Annotated in this window: 26 protein-coding genes; 1 reads left to right on the top strand and 25 read right to left on the bottom strand. The window is 54.0% G+C overall.

Going from position 1 to position 15,290, the window contains the following annotated elements:
• Nucleotide 1 precedes the first annotated feature (1 nt).
• From FEK50_RS22575 to FEK50_RS22515, 13 genes are all read right to left on the bottom strand, one after another.
• On the bottom strand, nt 2-742 hold the full coding sequence (locus FEK50_RS22575) for a phage tail protein (RefSeq protein ID WP_131162630.1): 741 nt from the start codon (nt 740-742) through the stop codon (nt 2-4).
• Between the two features lie 7 nt (nt 743-749).
• Nucleotides 750-1,145 carry a phage minor tail U family protein gene (locus FEK50_RS22570; protein ID WP_000683128.1) on the bottom strand — a complete coding sequence of 132 codons (396 nt, stop codon included), beginning with the start codon at nt 1,143-1,145 and terminating at the stop codon, nt 750-752.
• Nucleotides 1,142-1,720, bottom strand: coding sequence for a phage tail protein (locus FEK50_RS22565; RefSeq protein ID WP_000975070.1), 579 nt, complete (start codon nt 1,718-1,720; stop codon nt 1,142-1,144). Before FEK50_RS22565 ends, FEK50_RS22570 begins: the two co-directional genes overlap by 4 nt.
• A gap of 11 nt (nt 1,721-1,731) precedes the next feature.
• Nucleotides 1,732-2,085 (bottom strand): head-tail joining protein, encoded by a 354-nt coding sequence (locus tag FEK50_RS22560; protein WP_131162631.1) that lies wholly within the window; start codon nt 2,083-2,085, stop codon nt 1,732-1,734.
• Between the two features lie 11 nt (nt 2,086-2,096).
• Complete coding sequence (locus tag FEK50_RS22555; RefSeq protein WP_131162632.1) at nt 2,097-2,492, bottom strand: DNA-packaging protein FI; 396 nt, start codon at nt 2,490-2,492, stop codon at nt 2,097-2,099.
• Between the two features lie 41 nt (nt 2,493-2,533).
• Nucleotides 2,534-3,559, bottom strand: a complete 1,026-nt coding sequence (locus FEK50_RS22550) for a major capsid protein (RefSeq protein WP_000063252.1) — start codon at nt 3,557-3,559, stop codon at nt 2,534-2,536.
• A gap of 55 nt (nt 3,560-3,614) precedes the next feature.
• Nucleotides 3,615-3,947, bottom strand: a complete 333-nt coding sequence (locus FEK50_RS22545) for a head decoration protein (RefSeq protein WP_021521692.1) — start codon at nt 3,945-3,947, stop codon at nt 3,615-3,617.
• 9 nt (nt 3,948-3,956) lie between these two features.
• Nucleotides 3,957-5,276 (bottom strand): S49 family peptidase, encoded by a 1,320-nt coding sequence (locus FEK50_RS22540; protein ID WP_131162633.1) that lies wholly within the window; start codon nt 5,274-5,276, stop codon nt 3,957-3,959.
• Complete coding sequence (locus FEK50_RS22535) at nt 5,257-6,858, bottom strand: phage portal protein (protein WP_001379565.1); 1,602 nt, start codon at nt 6,856-6,858, stop codon at nt 5,257-5,259. The genes FEK50_RS22540 and FEK50_RS22535 overlap by 20 nt, the downstream gene beginning before the upstream one ends.
• Nucleotides 6,855-7,061, bottom strand: a complete 207-nt coding sequence (locus FEK50_RS22530; RefSeq protein ID WP_000198149.1) for a gpW family protein — start codon at nt 7,059-7,061, stop codon at nt 6,855-6,857. The genes FEK50_RS22535 and FEK50_RS22530 overlap by 4 nt, the downstream gene beginning before the upstream one ends.
• Nucleotides 7,058-8,983 (bottom strand): phage terminase large subunit family protein, encoded by a 1,926-nt coding sequence (locus FEK50_RS22525; protein WP_131162634.1) that lies wholly within the window; start codon nt 8,981-8,983, stop codon nt 7,058-7,060. Before FEK50_RS22525 ends, FEK50_RS22530 begins: the two co-directional genes overlap by 4 nt.
• Entirely contained in the window at nt 8,958-9,503 is a 546-nt protein-coding gene (locus FEK50_RS22520; RefSeq protein WP_032259799.1) for a DNA-packaging protein, read from the bottom strand. The genes FEK50_RS22525 and FEK50_RS22520 overlap by 26 nt, the downstream gene beginning before the upstream one ends.
• Nucleotides 9,504-9,741: 238 nt before the next feature.
• The gene (locus tag FEK50_RS22515) at nt 9,742-10,050 is read right to left on the bottom strand and encodes a hypothetical protein (RefSeq protein WP_240725790.1); all 309 of its coding nucleotides are present in this window, start codon (nt 10,048-10,050) and stop codon (nt 9,742-9,744) included.
• Here FEK50_RS22515 and FEK50_RS24260 point away from each other — a divergent pair.
• Nucleotides 10,049-10,225, top strand: a complete 177-nt coding sequence (locus tag FEK50_RS24260; RefSeq protein WP_001205133.1) for a hypothetical protein — start codon at nt 10,049-10,051, stop codon at nt 10,223-10,225. The genes FEK50_RS22515 and FEK50_RS24260 overlap by 2 nt on opposite strands.
• Nucleotides 10,226-10,301: 76 nt before the next feature.
• Here FEK50_RS24260 and FEK50_RS22510 read toward each other — a convergent pair whose 3' ends face one another.
• The 12 genes from FEK50_RS22510 to FEK50_RS22455 all read right to left on the bottom strand — a co-directional run bounded on the left by FEK50_RS22510 (nt 10,302) and on the right by FEK50_RS22455 (nt 14,967).
• Nucleotides 10,302-10,559, bottom strand: coding sequence for a hypothetical protein (locus FEK50_RS22510; protein WP_001283921.1), 258 nt, complete (start codon nt 10,557-10,559; stop codon nt 10,302-10,304).
• The gene (locus tag FEK50_RS22505; protein ID WP_000839225.1) at nt 10,556-11,053 is read right to left on the bottom strand and encodes a KilA-N domain-containing protein; all 498 of its coding nucleotides are present in this window, start codon (nt 11,051-11,053) and stop codon (nt 10,556-10,558) included. The genes FEK50_RS22510 and FEK50_RS22505 overlap by 4 nt, the downstream gene beginning before the upstream one ends.
• A gap of 201 nt (nt 11,054-11,254) precedes the next feature.
• Nucleotides 11,255-11,692: a lysis protein gene (locus tag FEK50_RS22500; protein WP_131162635.1), complete on the bottom strand. Its 438-nt coding sequence runs from the start codon at nt 11,690-11,692 to the stop codon at nt 11,255-11,257.
• The gene (locus FEK50_RS22495; protein WP_131162636.1) at nt 11,689-12,165 is read right to left on the bottom strand and encodes a glycoside hydrolase family protein; all 477 of its coding nucleotides are present in this window, start codon (nt 12,163-12,165) and stop codon (nt 11,689-11,691) included. The genes FEK50_RS22500 and FEK50_RS22495 overlap by 4 nt, the downstream gene beginning before the upstream one ends.
• On the bottom strand, nt 12,152-12,457 hold the full coding sequence (locus FEK50_RS22490; protein WP_131162642.1) for a phage holin family protein: 306 nt from the start codon (nt 12,455-12,457) through the stop codon (nt 12,152-12,154). Before FEK50_RS22490 ends, FEK50_RS22495 begins: the two co-directional genes overlap by 14 nt.
• A 321-nt stretch (nt 12,458-12,778) precedes the next feature.
• Nucleotides 12,779-13,468: a bacteriophage antitermination protein Q gene (locus tag FEK50_RS22485; RefSeq protein WP_131162637.1), complete on the bottom strand. Its 690-nt coding sequence runs from the start codon at nt 13,466-13,468 to the stop codon at nt 12,779-12,781.
• Nucleotides 13,465-13,605: a YlcG family protein gene (locus FEK50_RS22480; protein ID WP_000971093.1), complete on the bottom strand. Its 141-nt coding sequence runs from the start codon at nt 13,603-13,605 to the stop codon at nt 13,465-13,467. The genes FEK50_RS22485 and FEK50_RS22480 overlap by 4 nt, the downstream gene beginning before the upstream one ends.
• Nucleotides 13,602-13,964 carry a crossover junction endodeoxyribonuclease RusA gene (rusA, locus tag FEK50_RS22475; protein ID WP_032286726.1) on the bottom strand — a complete coding sequence of 121 codons (363 nt, stop codon included), beginning with the start codon at nt 13,962-13,964 and terminating at the stop codon, nt 13,602-13,604. The genes FEK50_RS22480 and rusA overlap by 4 nt, the downstream gene beginning before the upstream one ends.
• Nucleotides 13,961-14,251, bottom strand: a complete 291-nt coding sequence (locus FEK50_RS22470) for a DUF1364 domain-containing protein (RefSeq protein WP_131162638.1) — start codon at nt 14,249-14,251, stop codon at nt 13,961-13,963. Before FEK50_RS22470 ends, rusA begins: the two co-directional genes overlap by 4 nt.
• Complete coding sequence (locus FEK50_RS22465) at nt 14,244-14,414, bottom strand: protein NinE from lambdoid prophage DLP12 (protein ID WP_000224915.1); 171 nt, start codon at nt 14,412-14,414, stop codon at nt 14,244-14,246. Before FEK50_RS22465 ends, FEK50_RS22470 begins: the two co-directional genes overlap by 8 nt.
• The gene (ybcN, locus tag FEK50_RS22460; RefSeq protein WP_131162639.1) at nt 14,414-14,869 is read right to left on the bottom strand and encodes a DNA base-flipping protein YbcN; all 456 of its coding nucleotides are present in this window, start codon (nt 14,867-14,869) and stop codon (nt 14,414-14,416) included. Before ybcN ends, FEK50_RS22465 begins: the two co-directional genes overlap by 1 nt.
• On the bottom strand, nt 14,866-14,967 hold the full coding sequence (locus FEK50_RS22455) for a hypothetical protein (protein ID WP_131162640.1): 102 nt from the start codon (nt 14,965-14,967) through the stop codon (nt 14,866-14,868). Before FEK50_RS22455 ends, ybcN begins: the two co-directional genes overlap by 4 nt.
• Nucleotides 14,968-15,290: the final 323 nt, after the last annotated feature.

Here is a 15,290-nt window from a genome sequence, read left to right as displayed (position 1 = left end):
ATTAACTGGCGGTGACGGTGATTTCTGCAACCGCAGCAAACTCACCATTACCGGATACGACCGGAATGTTGACCTTGCCTGCAGCAACACCTTTCACGGTGATGGTCATACCACTGACCGACACGGTGGCTTTTGTTTTATCCGCAGACACCGCACGGAAGCTCTTGTCGGTTGCGCCCTCCGGCTGGAATGCCACGGTCAGCGTGGTGCTCTGCCCTTTCACTACGGAAGCACTGGCGGGTGTCACCGTCATGCCGGTGGCCGCCGTCACCGTGCTGCGATCTTCTGCCATCGACGGACGTCCCACATTGGTGACCTTCACCGTGCGGGTAATCACTTCCTTCGCCGTCACCGCCTTACCGATACTGCTGACCCAGCCACGGAACACATCGACCGTGCCGTTCGGGAAGCGGATTTTATAGGCACGGGTATCACCTTCATTAAACCACGCCAGCAGCGCCTGCTGCCCCTGCTCTCCGGGCATCCACGCCAGCGTGAAGCTGGTATCTCCGGCAGATTTCTGCCCCTGCCCGGTCGCAGTCCAGTCTGCATCTTCATCATCGAGATAGCTGTCGTCATAGGACTCAGCGGTCAGTTCGCCGGGCGTCAGGTCTTTAACTTTTGCCAGACGCGACCAGTCAACGTCTGAAAGCGGGTTCGCATAAGGGTCACCGCTCCCCTTATAAACCCACAGGGTGGTCCCGGCACCTTTCACCGGCATTGTAGGATTTGGTACAGGCATAGCGTCCTCACATTTCATAGGTAATGACATAAGTCAGATCGGCTGAACTCCACAGGCCCGCATCATCGTCGCGCCGGTAGTCATAGCCACTGGCCACCATACTGGTGATCAAATCTGACAGTGCCGGGATATCGCTCATCACCGGATAAATCCGGGACTCCATCCACGAATCCAGCTCTGAATCCGGCACCTGAGCAGGCAGGAAAACTTCGATATGCAGCTCAGCCTGCCAGGTATCGCTGTCCAGCTCTTCGCCCGTGTATTCAGCGCCGGTGAGATAAACGGCAATTGCCGGAAAATCCGCCTCATCAAAAACAGCGGGGCGACCATCAAAAAGCGTCGCCCCGGTGTCATGCTTCTCCAGTGCATCCAGTACGGCTGCACGGAGTTCAGTATGTTTCATCGCTTTATTACCATTCTCAGTTGATGCTGCAGCGCATAGCCCAGCTCTTTCGGAAGACGTTCACGCCGTATCCGTTCAATATTCTGTTTAAATGCCGTGGTAAGCGGCACCGCCATCGGGATTTTCACCACATCAATGGGGTAACGATTTTTCCCGGCCACACGCTGCATGACATGCCACCGGCCATTTTTCAGTTGCTGAATAAACGCGCCGGGAATACGACGGTTACCCACCACAAGCACGCTGCCGCCACCTTTCAGGGATGAACGCTGCCCCTTTTTACGACGCCTGCGGCGGGACAGGACAACCCGCGCATTACCCAGCTTGATTACGGGCAAATCCCCCCGGTTAACTTTGATTCTGGCCTGCGGATTTTTGACCGTGGCCCTTTTCAGCCTGGCCCTTTCCTTTACCAGTTTCCGGCGTACCTTTGTCTCACGAGCAACCTGTGACGCCGACTGCGATATCGCGGATGAAGCAACGCGGTTAATGGCCATTGCGGCGGCACCAGGCACCGCCGTTTTGCTGATACGGCTGAGGTTTTCAACGGCCTGCTCAAGACCTTTTATGGCCATACATCCCCCTTTCAGCGGCGACGGTTAACGGCAGGCGGCACGCCACGCCCAAGCCAGAGATGACAACTTCCGCCATCATCCGGCGAAACCCGGTCTACCCAGAAGTTTTCCTCACCGATGGTCAGCGTGTCTCCACGCCGCAGCTGCCGCACCTCATCAGTCCGGACAAACAGGGACGGGCTGGAGCCTTCAACGCGCACGCCCTGTCCGGCATAGCTGATATTTTCAGGGTCATCAAAAACACCACGTATTACTGCGCCGGACTGCTCACCGGATGTAATGGTGGCTGACGTTCCCATGTACCCGCGTATCGTTTCATCGGCGTGGGCAATGGCAGCATCGAACAGGTTATCGAAATCAGCCACAGCGCCTCCCGTTATTGCATTCTGGCCAGGCCGCGCTCTGTCATTTGTGCTGCCACACCGGCAGAGACACGGAACGCCGTTCCCGGCAGCACAAATGCCACAGGTTCATCCCGGATGGCGTGAAGTGCATCAGTATGCAGCGTCACCAGTGCCACGACCGTGACCAGAGCGGCCGTATCAATCATGGTATCCGGCTGCGCTGATACCACCTCATTTTCATGCCCGGTCAGCACATTTTCCGGGCTCAGAGGGGTGTCCTGACCGGCAGTGTCATCCGTGTCATCAAGCTCTTCTTCCAGCTCTGCCACACGGAGCGCCAGTTCTTCTTTCGTCCCCGTCAGGCTGACATCACGGTTCAGTTGCTCACCCAGCGACCGGAGACGGGCAATCAGTTCATCTTTCGTCATGGACTCCTCCACAGAGAGAAAATGGCCCCGAAGGGCCACGATTACGCCAGTTGTACGGACACGAACTCATCAGGGTCAGCCAGCAGCATCAGCGGTGCTGACTGAATCATGGTGAACTCACGCGCCGGATCGCCGGTGGTCACCCAGTTTTTCGGGTAACGGGCAGAGGCGTTAATGCCTTCGCGCTGTGCGTCCGCATCCTGAATGCAACCATAGGTGCGCAGACCGCGTGCCTGAGTGTTGCCCAGCACCATCGTGTTGTCCGGCAGGAAGTTCTTTTTGACGCCGTTTTCCACGTACTGTCCGGAATACACGACGATGGCCACATCGCCATACATTCCCTTATAAGACACCGCTTTGCCCAGGTCTTTTACCGCTGTCTCCAGCTCGGAATGAGAGCCGCGACGGGTATCCAGCTTCTCCTTGACGGCCTTGAAGGAACGGAACAGCGCCCAGCCTTTCGGATCAAACACGATGATATTCACCACGCCGCTGGCGTTCAGCGCGTAGGCTTCGATATCGTCGGTCGGGTCATACGTGGACTTGTCACGCTTGCTCCACTCCGTGCCGCCGGACTGCGTGATGTTGTTCGCCGCACTGCGGCCCATATCCACCTCAACCGGATCGAAGGCTTCACCGGTCATGGTGTATTTGCCCTTAAGCACGGCAGAAACTGCCTGCATCTCTTCCACCTGGGCAATGGCCAGCTCTTCGTCACGCATGTTCTGCATGATGATGCGACGGCGACGGTAAGCCGGGTCCGCCAGATTCTGCGGATCTTCATCCGGCAGGCGACGCAGGGTCATCTGCGGATTCACCTCATGCTTGGGTTTGACATATCCCGGCGTAAATTCAGAGGTGGAGCCGCCACGGGAGCGGATAACCTCACCGGAAACAATCGGTGAAACGTACAGCGCCATGTTTACCAGTCCCGGAATTTGTGAGAGATAGACTTTCTCCGTGGTGAAGGGATAGCTCTCACGGAAAAAGAGACGCAGAAACAGCGGATCAAACTTAAATTTCTGCTCATTTGCCGCCAGCAGCTGGGCGGTTGTGTACATCGACATAAAAAAATCCCGTAAAAAAAGCCGCACAGGCGGCCTTTAGTGATGAAGGGTAAAGTTAAACGATGCTGATTGCCGTTCCGGCAAACGCGGTCCGTTTTTTCGTCTCGTCGCTGGCAGCCTCCGGCCAGAGCACATCCTCATAACGGAACGTGCCGGACTTGTAGAACGTCAGCGTGGTGCTGGTCTGGTCAGCAGCAACCGCCAGAATGCCAACGGCAGCACCGTCGGTGGTGCCATCCCACGCAACCAGCTTACGGGTGGCGGTGTCCGGCATCAGCGGGGTCATTGCAGGCGCTTTCGCACTCAATCCGCCGGGCGCGGTTGCGGTATGAGCCGGGTCACTGTTGCCCAGCGGCTGGTAATGGGTAAAGGTTTCTTTGCTCGTCATAAACATCCCTTATACTGGTGTGTTCAGCAAATCGTTAACGGCATCAGATGCCGGGTTACCTGCAGCCAGCGGTGCCGGTGCACCCTGCATCAGACGATCCAGCGCAGTGTCACTGCGCGCCTGTGCACTCTGTGGCGCTGCGGCCAGAATGCGGCGGGCCGTTTCCACGGTCATACCGGGGGTTTCTGCCAGCACGCGTGCCTGTTCTTCGCGTCCGTGCGCCTCCTCACAGTTGAGGATCCCCATAATGCGGCTGTTTTCTGCCGCAACCGCTGCGGTGATCTGCGCGTTCACGTCCGGTTGCGCCGCGCTGGCGTTTTCGCCCTCCGTCGCTGGCACCACGTCAGTAACGTCAGCCTGCGAAGCAGTGGCTGAAACAGTTGTTGATTGAGTCTCTTTGGTCATTCGCCCTCCTGAGAGACGGGATTTACGTGCATCCAGTGCATCACGCATGACGGTGATCGCATCGGTGCTGTTAACAAGTTCATCAGCCAGTCCGGCATCAATGGCCTCCTGACCGCTGTACACTGCAGCCTCTGTATCCAGCACAGCCTGCACAGACAGGCCGGTATATGCCGACACCTTCTGCGCAAACATCTGGCGGGTTGCGTCCATCCGGGACTGCAGTGTCTCCCGGACGTCATCCGGAAGATGGCTGTAGGGGTTGCCATCCACCTTATGGCTGCCGCTGTAAATCAGCGTGATTTCCACACCCTGTTTCTCCAGCGCAGCACCGTAATTACTGTGAGCCATCATGACGCCGATGGAGCCTGTCCGGGCGGTCTGCGTGACCAGACGCCGGGAGGCGGCACAGGCAAGCAGCTGACCTGCACTGCAGTTCATATCGTTGGCCAGCGCCCATACCGGTTTTATGTCACGCACACGGGCGATGATGTCAGCGCAGTCAAATGCTCCCGCCACCATTCCGCCTGGCGTGTCCATATCGAGCAGAATGCCGTCCACCATCGGATCGCTGGCAGCCTGTTGCAGACGGGCGATAATGCCGTTGTAACCGGTCATCCCCGAATACGGCTGCAGCGCCCGCGTCCGGCTGACCAGCGTGCCGGAAACCGGCAGCACGGCGATGCCGTTCATGACCTGATAACTGCGGGCCTGTCGTGGTCCGTCATCATCACCGGATAACGCCAGCGTCGCGAGTGCCTCCTGGGCAGTCAGGCTGTCACCGGACACCGCATCCGTCAGGCGGCTGATCCCAAGCTGGCCTGCAAGCGCACAAAAGAAAACCCGCGCATAGGCGGGTTCAAGCATCAGCGGCTCATTAAAGGCCATGCTGGCAATATGCGGGAGATTACGCAGCTCTGCTGTCACTCTTCTCCTCCTCTGTTGATTGTCGCAGCCCGGATTCAAATGCCGCAGCCGCCCAGGCGGGCGGTTTAAGACCAGCCGCGCGGCGCTCCATCGTTTCACGGACCTGCTGGGCAAAAATTTCCTGATAGTCGTCACCGCGTTTCGCGCACTCTTTCTCGTAGGTGCTCAGTCCGGCTTCTATCAGCATCACCGCTTCCTGAACTTCTTTCAGACCATCGATGGCCATACGACCGGAGCCTATCCAGTCACAGTTCCCCCAGGCACTTCGGGCTTCCTGAAAACTGAAGCGCGCTTTTGAAGGTAACGTCACCACGCGGCGAACGATGGCCTCTTCCAGCCAGCACAGAAACATCTGGCTCGCCTGACGGGATGCGACGAATTTTCGCCGCCCCATAAAGTGCGCCCACGACTCGTTCGCGCTGGCCCGTGCCGTGGAGTAGCTCATCTGGGCGTAATTCCGGGAAAGCTGCTCATACGAGACACCCAGCCCGGCTGCGATATAGCGCAGCAGTGACTGCTCAAACACGGAGTAGCCGTTATCCGTGTCCTGAGCCGTCTGCAGGTTCAGTGAGTCACCCGGCATCAGGTGCGGCACTTTTGCGCCTCCAAGCCGGACCGGTGCTGCGGCGTAATACGCGGCAATTTCACCAATCCAGCCGGTCAGCCTTTCCCGCTGCTCCTGACTGTTCGCGCCAAGAATAAAATCCATCGCTGACTGCGTATCCAGCTCACTTTCAATGGTGGCGGCATACATCGCCTTCACAATGGCGCTCTGCAGCTGCGTGTTCTGCAGCGTGTCGAGCATCTTCATCTGCTCCATCACGCTGTAAAACACATTTGCACCGCGAGTCTGCCCGTCCTCCACGGGTTCAAAAACGTGAATGAACGAGGCGCGCCCGCCGGGTAACTCACGGGGTATCCATGTCCATTTCTGCGGCATCCAGCCAGGATACCCGTCCTCGCTGACGTAATATCCCAGCGCCGCGCCGCTGTCATTAATCTGCACACCGGCACGGCAGTTCCGGCTGTCGCCGGTATTGTTCGGGTTGCTGATGCGCTTCGGGCTGACCATCCGGAACTGTGTCCGGAACAGCCGCGACGAACTGGTATCCCAGGTGGCCTGAACGAACAGTTCACCGTTAAAGGCGTGCATGGCCACACCTTCCCGAATCATCATGGTAAACGTGCGTTTTCGCTCAACGTCAATGCAGCAGCAGTCATCCTCGGCAAACTCTTTCCATGCCGCTTCAACCTCGCGGGAAAAGGCACGGGCTTCTTCCTCCCCGATGCCCAGATAGCGCCAGCTTGGGCGATGGCTGAGCCGGAAAAAAGACCCGACGATATGATCCTGATGCAGCTGGATGGCGTTGGCGGCATAGCCGTTATTGCGTACCAGATCGTCTGCGCGGGCATTGCCACGGGTAAAGTTGGGCAGCAGGGCTGCATCCACACTTTCACTCGGTGGGTTCCATGCCCGCAACTGCCCACCAAATCCGCTGCCACCGCCGTGATAACCGGCATATTCGCGCAGCGATGTCATGCCGTCCGGCCCCAGAAGGGTGGGAATGGTGGGCGTTTTCATACATAAAATCCTGCAGGTCCCCTGCGTCGCTGTGTCATGCCGGTCTGCACTTCCAGCTCTGCAATATATTTTTTCAGGTCAGACACGGAAGTGGCCGTAAACTCCACTCGCCGTCCGTCTTTCTGTACCGTTGCCACCCGTTTACCTGTCATCAGGTCATGCAGTGCCGCACGGGCAGCGGCAAGTTCTTCCTGTCGCGTCATTCATCCTCTCCGGATAAGGCACGGGCGTAATCTGCCAGTGTTTTCTTGTTGGTTGCTGCACTATCCTCTTCCTGCAGGCTCGCCAGCAGTGCACTGAGATCCAGTTGCCAGCGGGAAATACTGATGCGCAGCGCCGCCAGCGCATAAACGAAGCAGTCGAGTGCCTCATTGCGTCGCTTTTTGCTGTCCCACAGTATTTTTTTCCTGCCATCCACCCATTTTTCGACCTGCTCTTCAGCAGTCAGCTGCTGCGCTTCGGTCAGATCAAAAATATCCGGGTTATTCGGGAAGTGAACGGCACCGGGAAGCGGTTCATCCCCTTCCGGCGTCAGTGTGAAGCGGTTATAAATCTGCTCTTTCGCGGTATCCGTACCAATTTCGGTAAGGTAAACCCCGTTTTTGTTTCGCTTACGTGGCATGCTGGCCACCGGCTTACCGTAGACGGATGCCCCTTTAATGGGGATCACCCGGAACAGCCCATGCTTTTTCGAGCGTTCATACACAATGGTCGGGTCAATCCCGCCAGTATCCCAGCAGATACGGGATACCGACATTTCTGCACCATTCCGGCGGGTATAGGTTTTATTGATGGCCTCATCCACACGCAGCAGCGTCTGTTCATCATCGTGGCGGCCCATAATAATCTGCCGGTCAATCAGCCAGCTTTCCTCACCCGGCCCCCATCCCCATACGCGCATTTCGTAGCGATCCAGCTGGGAGTCGATACCGGCAGTCAGGTAAGCCACACGGTCAGGAACGGGCGCTGAATAATGCTCTTTCCGCTCTGCCATCACTTCAGCATCCGGACGTTCACCGATTTTCGCTTCCCATGTCTCACCGAGCGTGGTGTTCACGAAGGTTTTACGTTTTCCCGTATCCCCTTTCGTCTTCATCCAGTCTTTGACAATCTGCACCCAGGTGGTGAACGGGCTGTACGCCGTCCAGATGTGAAAGGTCACGCTGTCCGGTGGCTCAATCTCTTCACCGGATGACGAAAACCAGAGAATGCCATCACGGGTCCAGATCCCGGTCTTTTCGCAGATATAACAGGCATCAGTGAAGTCCAGCTCCTGCTGGCGGATGACGCAGGCATTATGTTCGCAGAGATAAAACACGCTGGAGGGGTCATCCGGCGTCCATTTGAGGCCAAACGGCGTCTCTTTATCGCCAAATTTAAGGTACTGCTCCTCCCCGCAGTGCGGGCAGGCAACATGAAAACGCATAAAATGCGGGGATTCACTGGCTGCACGCTCAATCTGACAGGTGCCTCTCACTTTGGGCGTGGAGCCACGGATGGACTTTGGCCAGACCGAGCCTTCAATACGCTTGTCACCCAGGAACGTCGGAGAGCCTTCCTGTTCAATATCATCATCAAAGGCAGCAAGTTCATCATAACCCGCCACATCCACCGACTTTTCACGGTAGTTTTTTGCCGCTTTACCGCCCAGGCACCAGAAGCCACGACCATTGGTGAAACGCTTCATGGTGAGCGTGTTATCCCGGTGCTTTTTGCCATACCACGGGGCCAGTGCCAGCAGCGACGGAATATCGCGGATGGTCGGCTCAACGTGGGTTTTCATAAAGTTCTCGGCATCACCATCCGTCGGCAACCAGATAAGGGTGTTGCGCTGCTTATGCTCTATGAAGTAGGCATAAACACCCAACAGCATTTTGGAATAACCGACACGGGCAGACTTCACCACATTCACCTCGCGGATGTAGTCGCTGCCCATCGCATTCATGATGGCCCGCTGAAAGGGCAGTGTTTCCCAGCGCCCTTCCTGGTATGCGGATTCTTTCGGGAGATAGTAACTGGCATCCGCCCATTCAACGGCGGTCTGTGGCTCCGGCCTGAACAGTGAGCGAAGCCCGGCGCGGACAAAATGCCGCAGCCTGTTAACCTGACTGTTCGATATATTCACTCAGCAACCCCGGTATCAGTTCATCCAGCGCGGCTGCTTTGTTCATGGCTTTGATGATATCCCGTTTCAGGAAATCAACATGTCGGTTTTCCAGTTCCGGAAAACGCCGCTGCACCGACAGGGGGATCCCGTCGAGAATACTGGCAATTTCACCTGCGATCCGCGACAGCACGAAAGTACAGAATGCGGTTTCCACCACCTCAGCAGAGTCTCTGGCATTCTTCAGCTCCTGTGCGTCGGCTTGCGCACGCGTAAGTCGATGGCGTTCGTACTCAATAGTCCCTGGCTGCAGATCTGTCTCGCTGGCCTGCCGCAGTTCTTCAACCTCCCGGCGCAGCTTTTCGTTCTCAATTTCAGCATCCCTTTCGGCATACCATTTTATGACGGTGGCAGAGTCATAAAGCACCTCATTACCCTTCCCACCGCCTCGCAGAACGGGCATTCCCTGCTCCTGCCAGTTCTGAATGGTACGGATACTCGCACCGAAAATGTCAGCCAGCTGCTTTTTGTTGACTTCCATTGTTCATTCCACGGACAAAAACAGAGAAAGGAAACGACAGAGGCCAAAAAGCCCATTTTCAGCACCTGTCGTTTCCTTTCTTTTCAGAGGGTGTTTTAAATAAAAACATTAAGTTACGGCGAAGAAGAACGGAAACGCCTTAAACCGGAAAATTTTCATAAATAGCGAAAACCCGCGCGCCTTCCGCCCCGTAACGTTCTGGATTGCCGGAAAGGACCCGTAGGACAGAAGATCAGGTTTACCTACTGTGTAAATCTCCATCCTTCAGCCCTGTCATCAGCGCCTGATTAACTAACGGCATCAGTTCGTGAACGATGGCAAGAAACTCCAGGAAAAGTTCGTTCTGAGTCTTCTCATCTGCCTCAGCCTGTCGCTGATCGTATTCCTTCAGCTTACTTTCAAGTTGGTTAATACGTGCATTGAGTGCCTCGAAAACAGCAACTGACATATCTACCTCAAAGCAATAAAAGAAATGCGTGCGGCCACGGTCGCACAGACCTGAATACACGTCCTGTTTCTTCCACCCCCGCACAGGACTGGCGAGCATGAGGGACAAACCCGCGAATCATAAACGCGGTAAAAACCCGGTGTGCATCGTTTTTGATTATTCCCGCACACTCGCGCAGAAGGAGTTCCCCGTCGGGCTACGGTCATGGTTAATGCGGGAATACAGCGACGATACAGCGCATGATGTGTCAGGCTTGAATACCTTTATCCGTTAAAAGGGATATCAGTTAAGTTATCCCGTGTAGGGTATAAGCCATTATCAAGCCCACCAGTAGATGGGCTTTGTAATGGCTACTTCGCTTTTGCTTCCGCTCGCTTACGCCGGCGCTCTTCTTTCCTCTCGGCTTTTGCCATGTCCATGAATGCCTGCATGATCGAGTTCCGCATCATGTAGCTAACAAAGTGATGATTGACACAGCCGTTGAGGCGCAGCTGCTCGCCAAACTCATCCACCGAGGCCAATGCTTCCATCATGCCCTTCTCGCCTTTCATGAACTCTGAGAAGTCGCGCCCCGCTCTGGAGGCGCATTCAATGACACGATCACTCATCCCGGAAGCCCGGGGATCGTTATCTGCAGCTGGTTAGCCAGGGAGTTAATCTCAGCGACCAACACTGGCTTCGTATAGCGCCATGCCGCCAGCCCTTGTCCACAGAAGCTCGCCATATCTTTTTTCTGATCAAACTCATGACACTTCATATTGAGCTGCGCACTTAAGCTGTTGCGATGCTGAAGTTCTCCGGTGAAGTAGTCATCCAGGACTTTATAGGCTGCATATTTAAATCCGGGGTTTAGCCATGCTGCATAATCATAAGCAACAAACTTCCCGCCATATGTTCCACCGTGTACACCGCGCTCAGTAAAAACCACAGATTCGTGGTTTTTCTCCAGCTCGGCTAAGAACTCTTTGGTCTGCTTGTTTCGCAGGTAGTGGTACGGAGATTCAGATTCACTTTTACCACTGGCTTTCCACATATCAGTGAGGCAGATCATGCCATCTTCACCGATACGAATTGGTTGATTGAAGAGGGTTAATGATTTCATAGCGTGTACTTACTCTTTGAAATGAACCTTTGCCGCACAGGAAACCAGCCCACCGAGGCTCGCCAGCACTAACTGGTATCCTCAAAGGCCCATTCCAAAGGGGCAGGTTCGGTGTAAAAAACATGCGTTGCGGTACGCATTTATTGCAAAAAGCCCCGCATCGCGAGGCTCATTAAATTGACTTTGTGATTTGCAAAAAAATTATTTCAGGCATTGCGTCCTGATGTACTCCTGCAGGTAGTTAACCTGCGCGGTTATCCTGTCGATTCCACTTCTGAGACGGTAATAATTGAGTTCAGCATCTGCTGTAAGTCCTGGGCTTTCTCCATCGCCCATGCTGCTGGCTCCGGTCGTTGACTTTGCACAGGTGGCGGCGACTTGCAGGCGCTTACGACCAGCAGAAACATCAGCACGGAGACTTTCGATAGTCGCGTTAGCATCAGCAAGCTCCTTTGTATATCTGGCGTCGAGTTCTGCTACATCACGTTGACGCTTCTGCATGTCAGCGATAATGGATGCGGCCTTATCACGCTGCTTTTTGTAGGTGATGGCGTTATCACGGTAATGATTAACAGCCCATGACAGGCAAACGATGATGCAGATAACCAGAGCGGAGATAATCGCGGTTACTCTGCTCATACCTCAATCTCTCTGACCGTTCCGCCTGCTTCTTTGAATTTTGCAATCAGGCTGTCAACTTTATGCTCGAACTGACCATAACCAGCGCCCGGCAGTGAAGCCCATATATTGCTGCAACGATCGATAGCCTGACGGATATCACCGCGATCAATCATCGGTAAAGCGCCACGCTCCTTAATCTGCTGTAGTGCAACAGCGTCCTGGCTTTTGGGAGAGAAGTCTTTCAGGCCAAGCTGCTTACGGTAGGCATCCCACCAACGGGAAAGAAGCTGGTAACGTCCTGCGGCTGTTGATTTGAGTTGCGGGTTCAGCGTGACAAGTTTGCGAGGGTGATCGGAGTAATCAGTGAAGAGTTCACCACCGACAATAACGTCATAACCGTGGTTACGTGTCGGTTGTCGCCCATTATCCGTTCCTTCTGACCACGCCAACATATCGAGGAAAGCTTTACGCTGAAGATTAAGATTTTGCATTTTTCACCCCTGTCAGTCGTTCCCAGAAGTACGTAAGTGCAACCGACCCCATCGCACCGCTAATACCCGCCGTCGCGAGAATCATGTAAACGCTGAATCCACTTTCGATACTGATCAGGCCACCAATAACACCGGTGAATCCCGATACCACTATCTGAGCCAGAGCATTTATCCAACTCCACGTTGCTTTACTCTGCTTAACATCTATCAGGTAGCGGACCAGACCGCCCCAACCTGCGATTATCAGCAAAACGAGCCAGAACGCTCCGGCAAGGCTCTCTTTTTCGTGCATATGAATAGCCAATGTTTCGCCGCCGACAAAAGGCCGGGACGTTAAATGTCAGAAATCAGGCTCACGGGGTAATTTAACGACAAAGCACGGAGTTGATGCTCCCCGCAAACCTGGAATAAAAAAGCCAGCATGTAGCTGGCAATAGAGGGTTAAGCAATATCAACTCAACAGCTGAAGACACCCTGGCTGGGGTAGGTTGGAAGGCTACTCACCGTCCAGAAACAGAAAAGCCCAAAGTTTTAAACCTCGGGCTTGAATTTGGATTACTGCCAGTGCGTACAACATTGGCAGAATATCAGATTTACATGAAATATATGCTTTTTAATCCAGTTTTGCAATACTTCGCTGTGAAAATGTCGCCTTTTGCTTTAAACGTGTTCTCGTTACAAGCAATAAAGCTTCGCTATCAAGCTGTAGAAAAATGTGCTTCATTGCAACCCAGCGTTCAGTGAATGTCTCAGACCAGTTTTTTGATGTCACTCCCACCAGTAATGCCAGCTCCTGGTATTCATAGGTCTTACGCCCTGCCAGCTCGTTCTTCACATCCTGTGCCGCCAGCCAGATCAACTTCTTTAAGCGCTCCAGTGTCTTACTGGCAATTTTTCTTGTACCTAACAGCGCCTTAAACTCGCTCCATGCCCACTGCGTTATGGCAACCTGATGCTCCCAGCGAATATTTTCACTGTAACTCCACAGCAACCACGCTTTCTGATGTTCATCGAGAGACAAAATCGCACGCCGCCACGAAGAGGTTGAAAACTCGACCGAACTGACCAGGGCGACAGATGAACCTTTTGCGTACGACTGTTTACCGGAAATCGGCGGATTATCCAGCGTAATCATCTTGCCAGTTACCACATCCAGAATGCGCGGCTTCTTTCGTTTATATGTACCAGTATCAAATTGTGCATGCTCCAGCCAGGCTTCAAGCTGGCCTTTCGTTGCTCCGCTCAAATCAGCAGTAGCCACAATGAGTTGCTCGCGGACATACTGTAAATATTGGGTATTCATGCGGCAGCTCCTTTCAGTGTTTTGGCGTAATTCTTCAGTATCCGGTAATCGGTCAAAACAGAACCGGGGAAACGATATAAGCGCAGGCGCATCCAGCGGTGGCGAAGACGTTCTGCCATATAAGACTCAAACATCATTCATTCCCCAGTTCGGTGATGGTCAGCTCCAACTTCCCACCCTTGGTAACGGGCATTTTCACAACGCGATAATCAACGACCTGAGCATCATCCAGCCAGAAACCTGCTTTGGTGAGTGCGTCAAAAGCTGCTTTTTGCAGATTATCCAGGTCACGGCGACGGCGATCCGGCATGTGGCACTCAATACGGATTTTCACTGGCATAGCCAGACCGATATCCAGCATGGAGCCTTTGATGATTCGGGCGACGTTATCGCGGTATACCTGCCCCTCTGCGCTGATGTGCGTGCGCCCGCGATTATGGCGGTAGTAGCGGTTATTGCTCGGCGGCCAGGGTAGTGTGATGTAGTAAGTATTCACGCCTTGATTACCCCCTCTTTCAGCCAGATAACCTGCGTTCTCGCCATACCTTCCAGCGCGCATTCTTTTGCATACTCAGCATCGACAAAATGTGTGCGGCGGTCGATTTCGTCGTGACAGGCAGAACATGCAATGGTGGCAATCAGGTCTGGCGGTTTAATACCGATGCCGCACAATCCAGCCAGCCGGATATGTGCCAGTACAGACGTTTCAGGGTTGCCATTACATACGCCAGGGATTCTTACCTGGCATTCCCGACCACACGCTGCTTTTCTCAAATCAGCCATGACTCCTCCTTGCTGCCAGTCGCAACCATTTTTTATCAACCAGGCTGGCGGTATACCCGAGCAGTGTTGGTATTTCGGATGGTTTCAGCTCAGGCTTACGCTTACGACGATTTGGTACTCTGTAGATGTGTCCGTTCATGACACGAATAAGCGGTGTAGCCATTACGCCTCCTGCTTGTCGCGCAGCAGCTGGAACTCGCAGCTCTGCGGAATAGTCAGGTGGCAGCCAATATTCATCGCCCAGGCTTCAACCTTACACAGGAAGACATACATCTCTCCGGTATCAAGATCGGAGGTATGGCGTAACGACTGGATCGTAGTGATTTCGCCGGTTACGACATCAACCAGGTCCTTGGTTTCATAACCGAGGTATGTGTGTTTGAGTGCATCTTTTACCCATACTGCAGTAGCGAACGATTTCCCCCTGCTGATGAGGTATTCACTGATTTCGCTGTACCACATGTGGCTGAGTGCATTCTGGGAAAGACTGCGTCTCTCCCGCCACGGTTTAAGCACCATGCGAAAGCATTTGCCATCCTCCAGATAAGGCTGGATCTGCTGGCCGATAGCGGTGAAGTTACCGCGATGCAGTTTGATGCCGTCTTGTGGGAGGTTCACGCTTCACCTCCGCAGAGGTCAAACGTTGGATGCAAAGAACCACAGGTGCATTTCTGCATCTGTGAAGGGAGAAGAGAGTTTAGATTGTGTGTGCGCATAAACGTCCCCGTTTAGCGCAGAAGTCACCGGAGTTGTTCAGGCTCCGATGACATGATTATGGCGAGTTGATTATGGAAAATCAATTGAAGATGAAATTCAACAATGCCCCATGGTGCTATGGCGCTCAATTAATTATATAACTTCAGAGAAAACTGATAACCCATTGATGATCACATTAGCTCAGACTAAGAAGACTGACAACGGGGACGAACATGAACAGCAACGCCTGACATAGGTAAATCTCAAAAGCGAATCATATAATCCTTACCCCATCACTCAGAGACATCGCATAATAACATTCATACCACTATATAACCTCCAA

Source organism: Escherichia sp. E2586, from assembly GCF_005781105.1.
Taxonomy (GTDB): Bacteria; Pseudomonadota; Gammaproteobacteria; order Enterobacterales; family Enterobacteriaceae; genus Escherichia.
The sequence above is the reverse complement of the archived record's forward strand: the minus strand, read 5'-3'. Positions and strand labels throughout refer to the sequence as shown.

What these genes read in the sequence shown, in the direction of transcription:
- FEK50_RS22495 (WP_131162636.1), bottom strand. Translation starts at nt 12,165, where the DNA reads ATGCAAAATCTTAATCTTCAGCGTAAAGCTTTCCTCGATATGTTGGCG.
- FEK50_RS24260 (WP_001205133.1), top strand. Translation starts at nt 10,049, where the DNA reads ATGAGGGACAAACCCGCGAATCATAAACGCGGTAAAAACCCGGTGTGC.
- FEK50_RS22465 (WP_000224915.1), bottom strand. Translation starts at nt 14,414, where the DNA reads ATGGCTACACCGCTTATTCGTGTCATGAACGGACACATCTACAGAGTA.
- FEK50_RS22530 (WP_000198149.1), bottom strand. Translation starts at nt 7,061, where the DNA reads ATGACGCGACAGGAAGAACTTGCCGCTGCCCGTGCGGCACTGCATGAC.
- FEK50_RS22480 (WP_000971093.1), bottom strand. Translation starts at nt 13,605, where the DNA reads ATGATGTTTGAGTCTTATATGGCAGAACGTCTTCGCCACCGCTGGATG.
- FEK50_RS22505 (WP_000839225.1), bottom strand. Translation starts at nt 11,053, where the DNA reads ATGAAATCATTAACCCTCTTCAATCAACCAATTCGTATCGGTGAAGAT.
- FEK50_RS22520 (WP_032259799.1), bottom strand. Translation starts at nt 9,503, where the DNA reads ATGGAAGTCAACAAAAAGCAGCTGGCTGACATTTTCGGTGCGAGTATC.
- FEK50_RS22490 (WP_131162642.1), bottom strand. Translation starts at nt 12,457, where the DNA reads ATGCACGAAAAAGAGAGCCTTGCCGGAGCGTTCTGGCTCGTTTTGCTG.
- FEK50_RS22550 (WP_000063252.1), bottom strand. Translation starts at nt 3,559, where the DNA reads ATGTCGATGTACACAACCGCCCAGCTGCTGGCGGCAAATGAGCAGAAA.
- FEK50_RS22470 (WP_131162638.1), bottom strand. Translation starts at nt 14,251, where the DNA reads ATGGCTGATTTGAGAAAAGCAGCGTGTGGTCGGGAATGCCAGGTAAGA.
- FEK50_RS22455 (WP_131162640.1), bottom strand. Translation starts at nt 14,967, where the DNA reads ATGCGCACACACAATCTAAACTCTCTTCTCCCTTCACAGATGCAGAAA.
- FEK50_RS22500 (WP_131162635.1), bottom strand. Translation starts at nt 11,692, where the DNA reads ATGAGCAGAGTAACCGCGATTATCTCCGCTCTGGTTATCTGCATCATC.
- FEK50_RS22535 (WP_001379565.1), bottom strand. Translation starts at nt 6,858, where the DNA reads ATGAAAACGCCCACCATTCCCACCCTTCTGGGGCCGGACGGCATGACA.
- FEK50_RS22545 (WP_021521692.1), bottom strand. Translation starts at nt 3,947, where the DNA reads ATGACGAGCAAAGAAACCTTTACCCATTACCAGCCGCTGGGCAACAGT.
- FEK50_RS22570 (WP_000683128.1), bottom strand. Translation starts at nt 1,145, where the DNA reads ATGAAACATACTGAACTCCGTGCAGCCGTACTGGATGCACTGGAGAAG.
- FEK50_RS22565 (WP_000975070.1), bottom strand. Translation starts at nt 1,720, where the DNA reads ATGGCCATAAAAGGTCTTGAGCAGGCCGTTGAAAACCTCAGCCGTATC.
- FEK50_RS22515 (WP_240725790.1), bottom strand. Translation starts at nt 10,050, where the DNA reads ATGCTCGCCAGTCCTGTGCGGGGGTGGAAGAAACAGGACGTGTATTCA.
- FEK50_RS22510 (WP_001283921.1), bottom strand. Translation starts at nt 10,559, where the DNA reads ATGAGTGATCGTGTCATTGAATGCGCCTCCAGAGCGGGGCGCGACTTC.
- FEK50_RS22485 (WP_131162637.1), bottom strand. Translation starts at nt 13,468, where the DNA reads ATGAATACCCAATATTTACAGTATGTCCGCGAGCAACTCATTGTGGCT.
- FEK50_RS22555 (WP_131162632.1), bottom strand. Translation starts at nt 2,492, where the DNA reads ATGACGAAAGATGAACTGATTGCCCGTCTCCGGTCGCTGGGTGAGCAA.
- FEK50_RS22575 (WP_131162630.1), bottom strand. Translation starts at nt 742, where the DNA reads ATGCCTGTACCAAATCCTACAATGCCGGTGAAAGGTGCCGGGACCACC.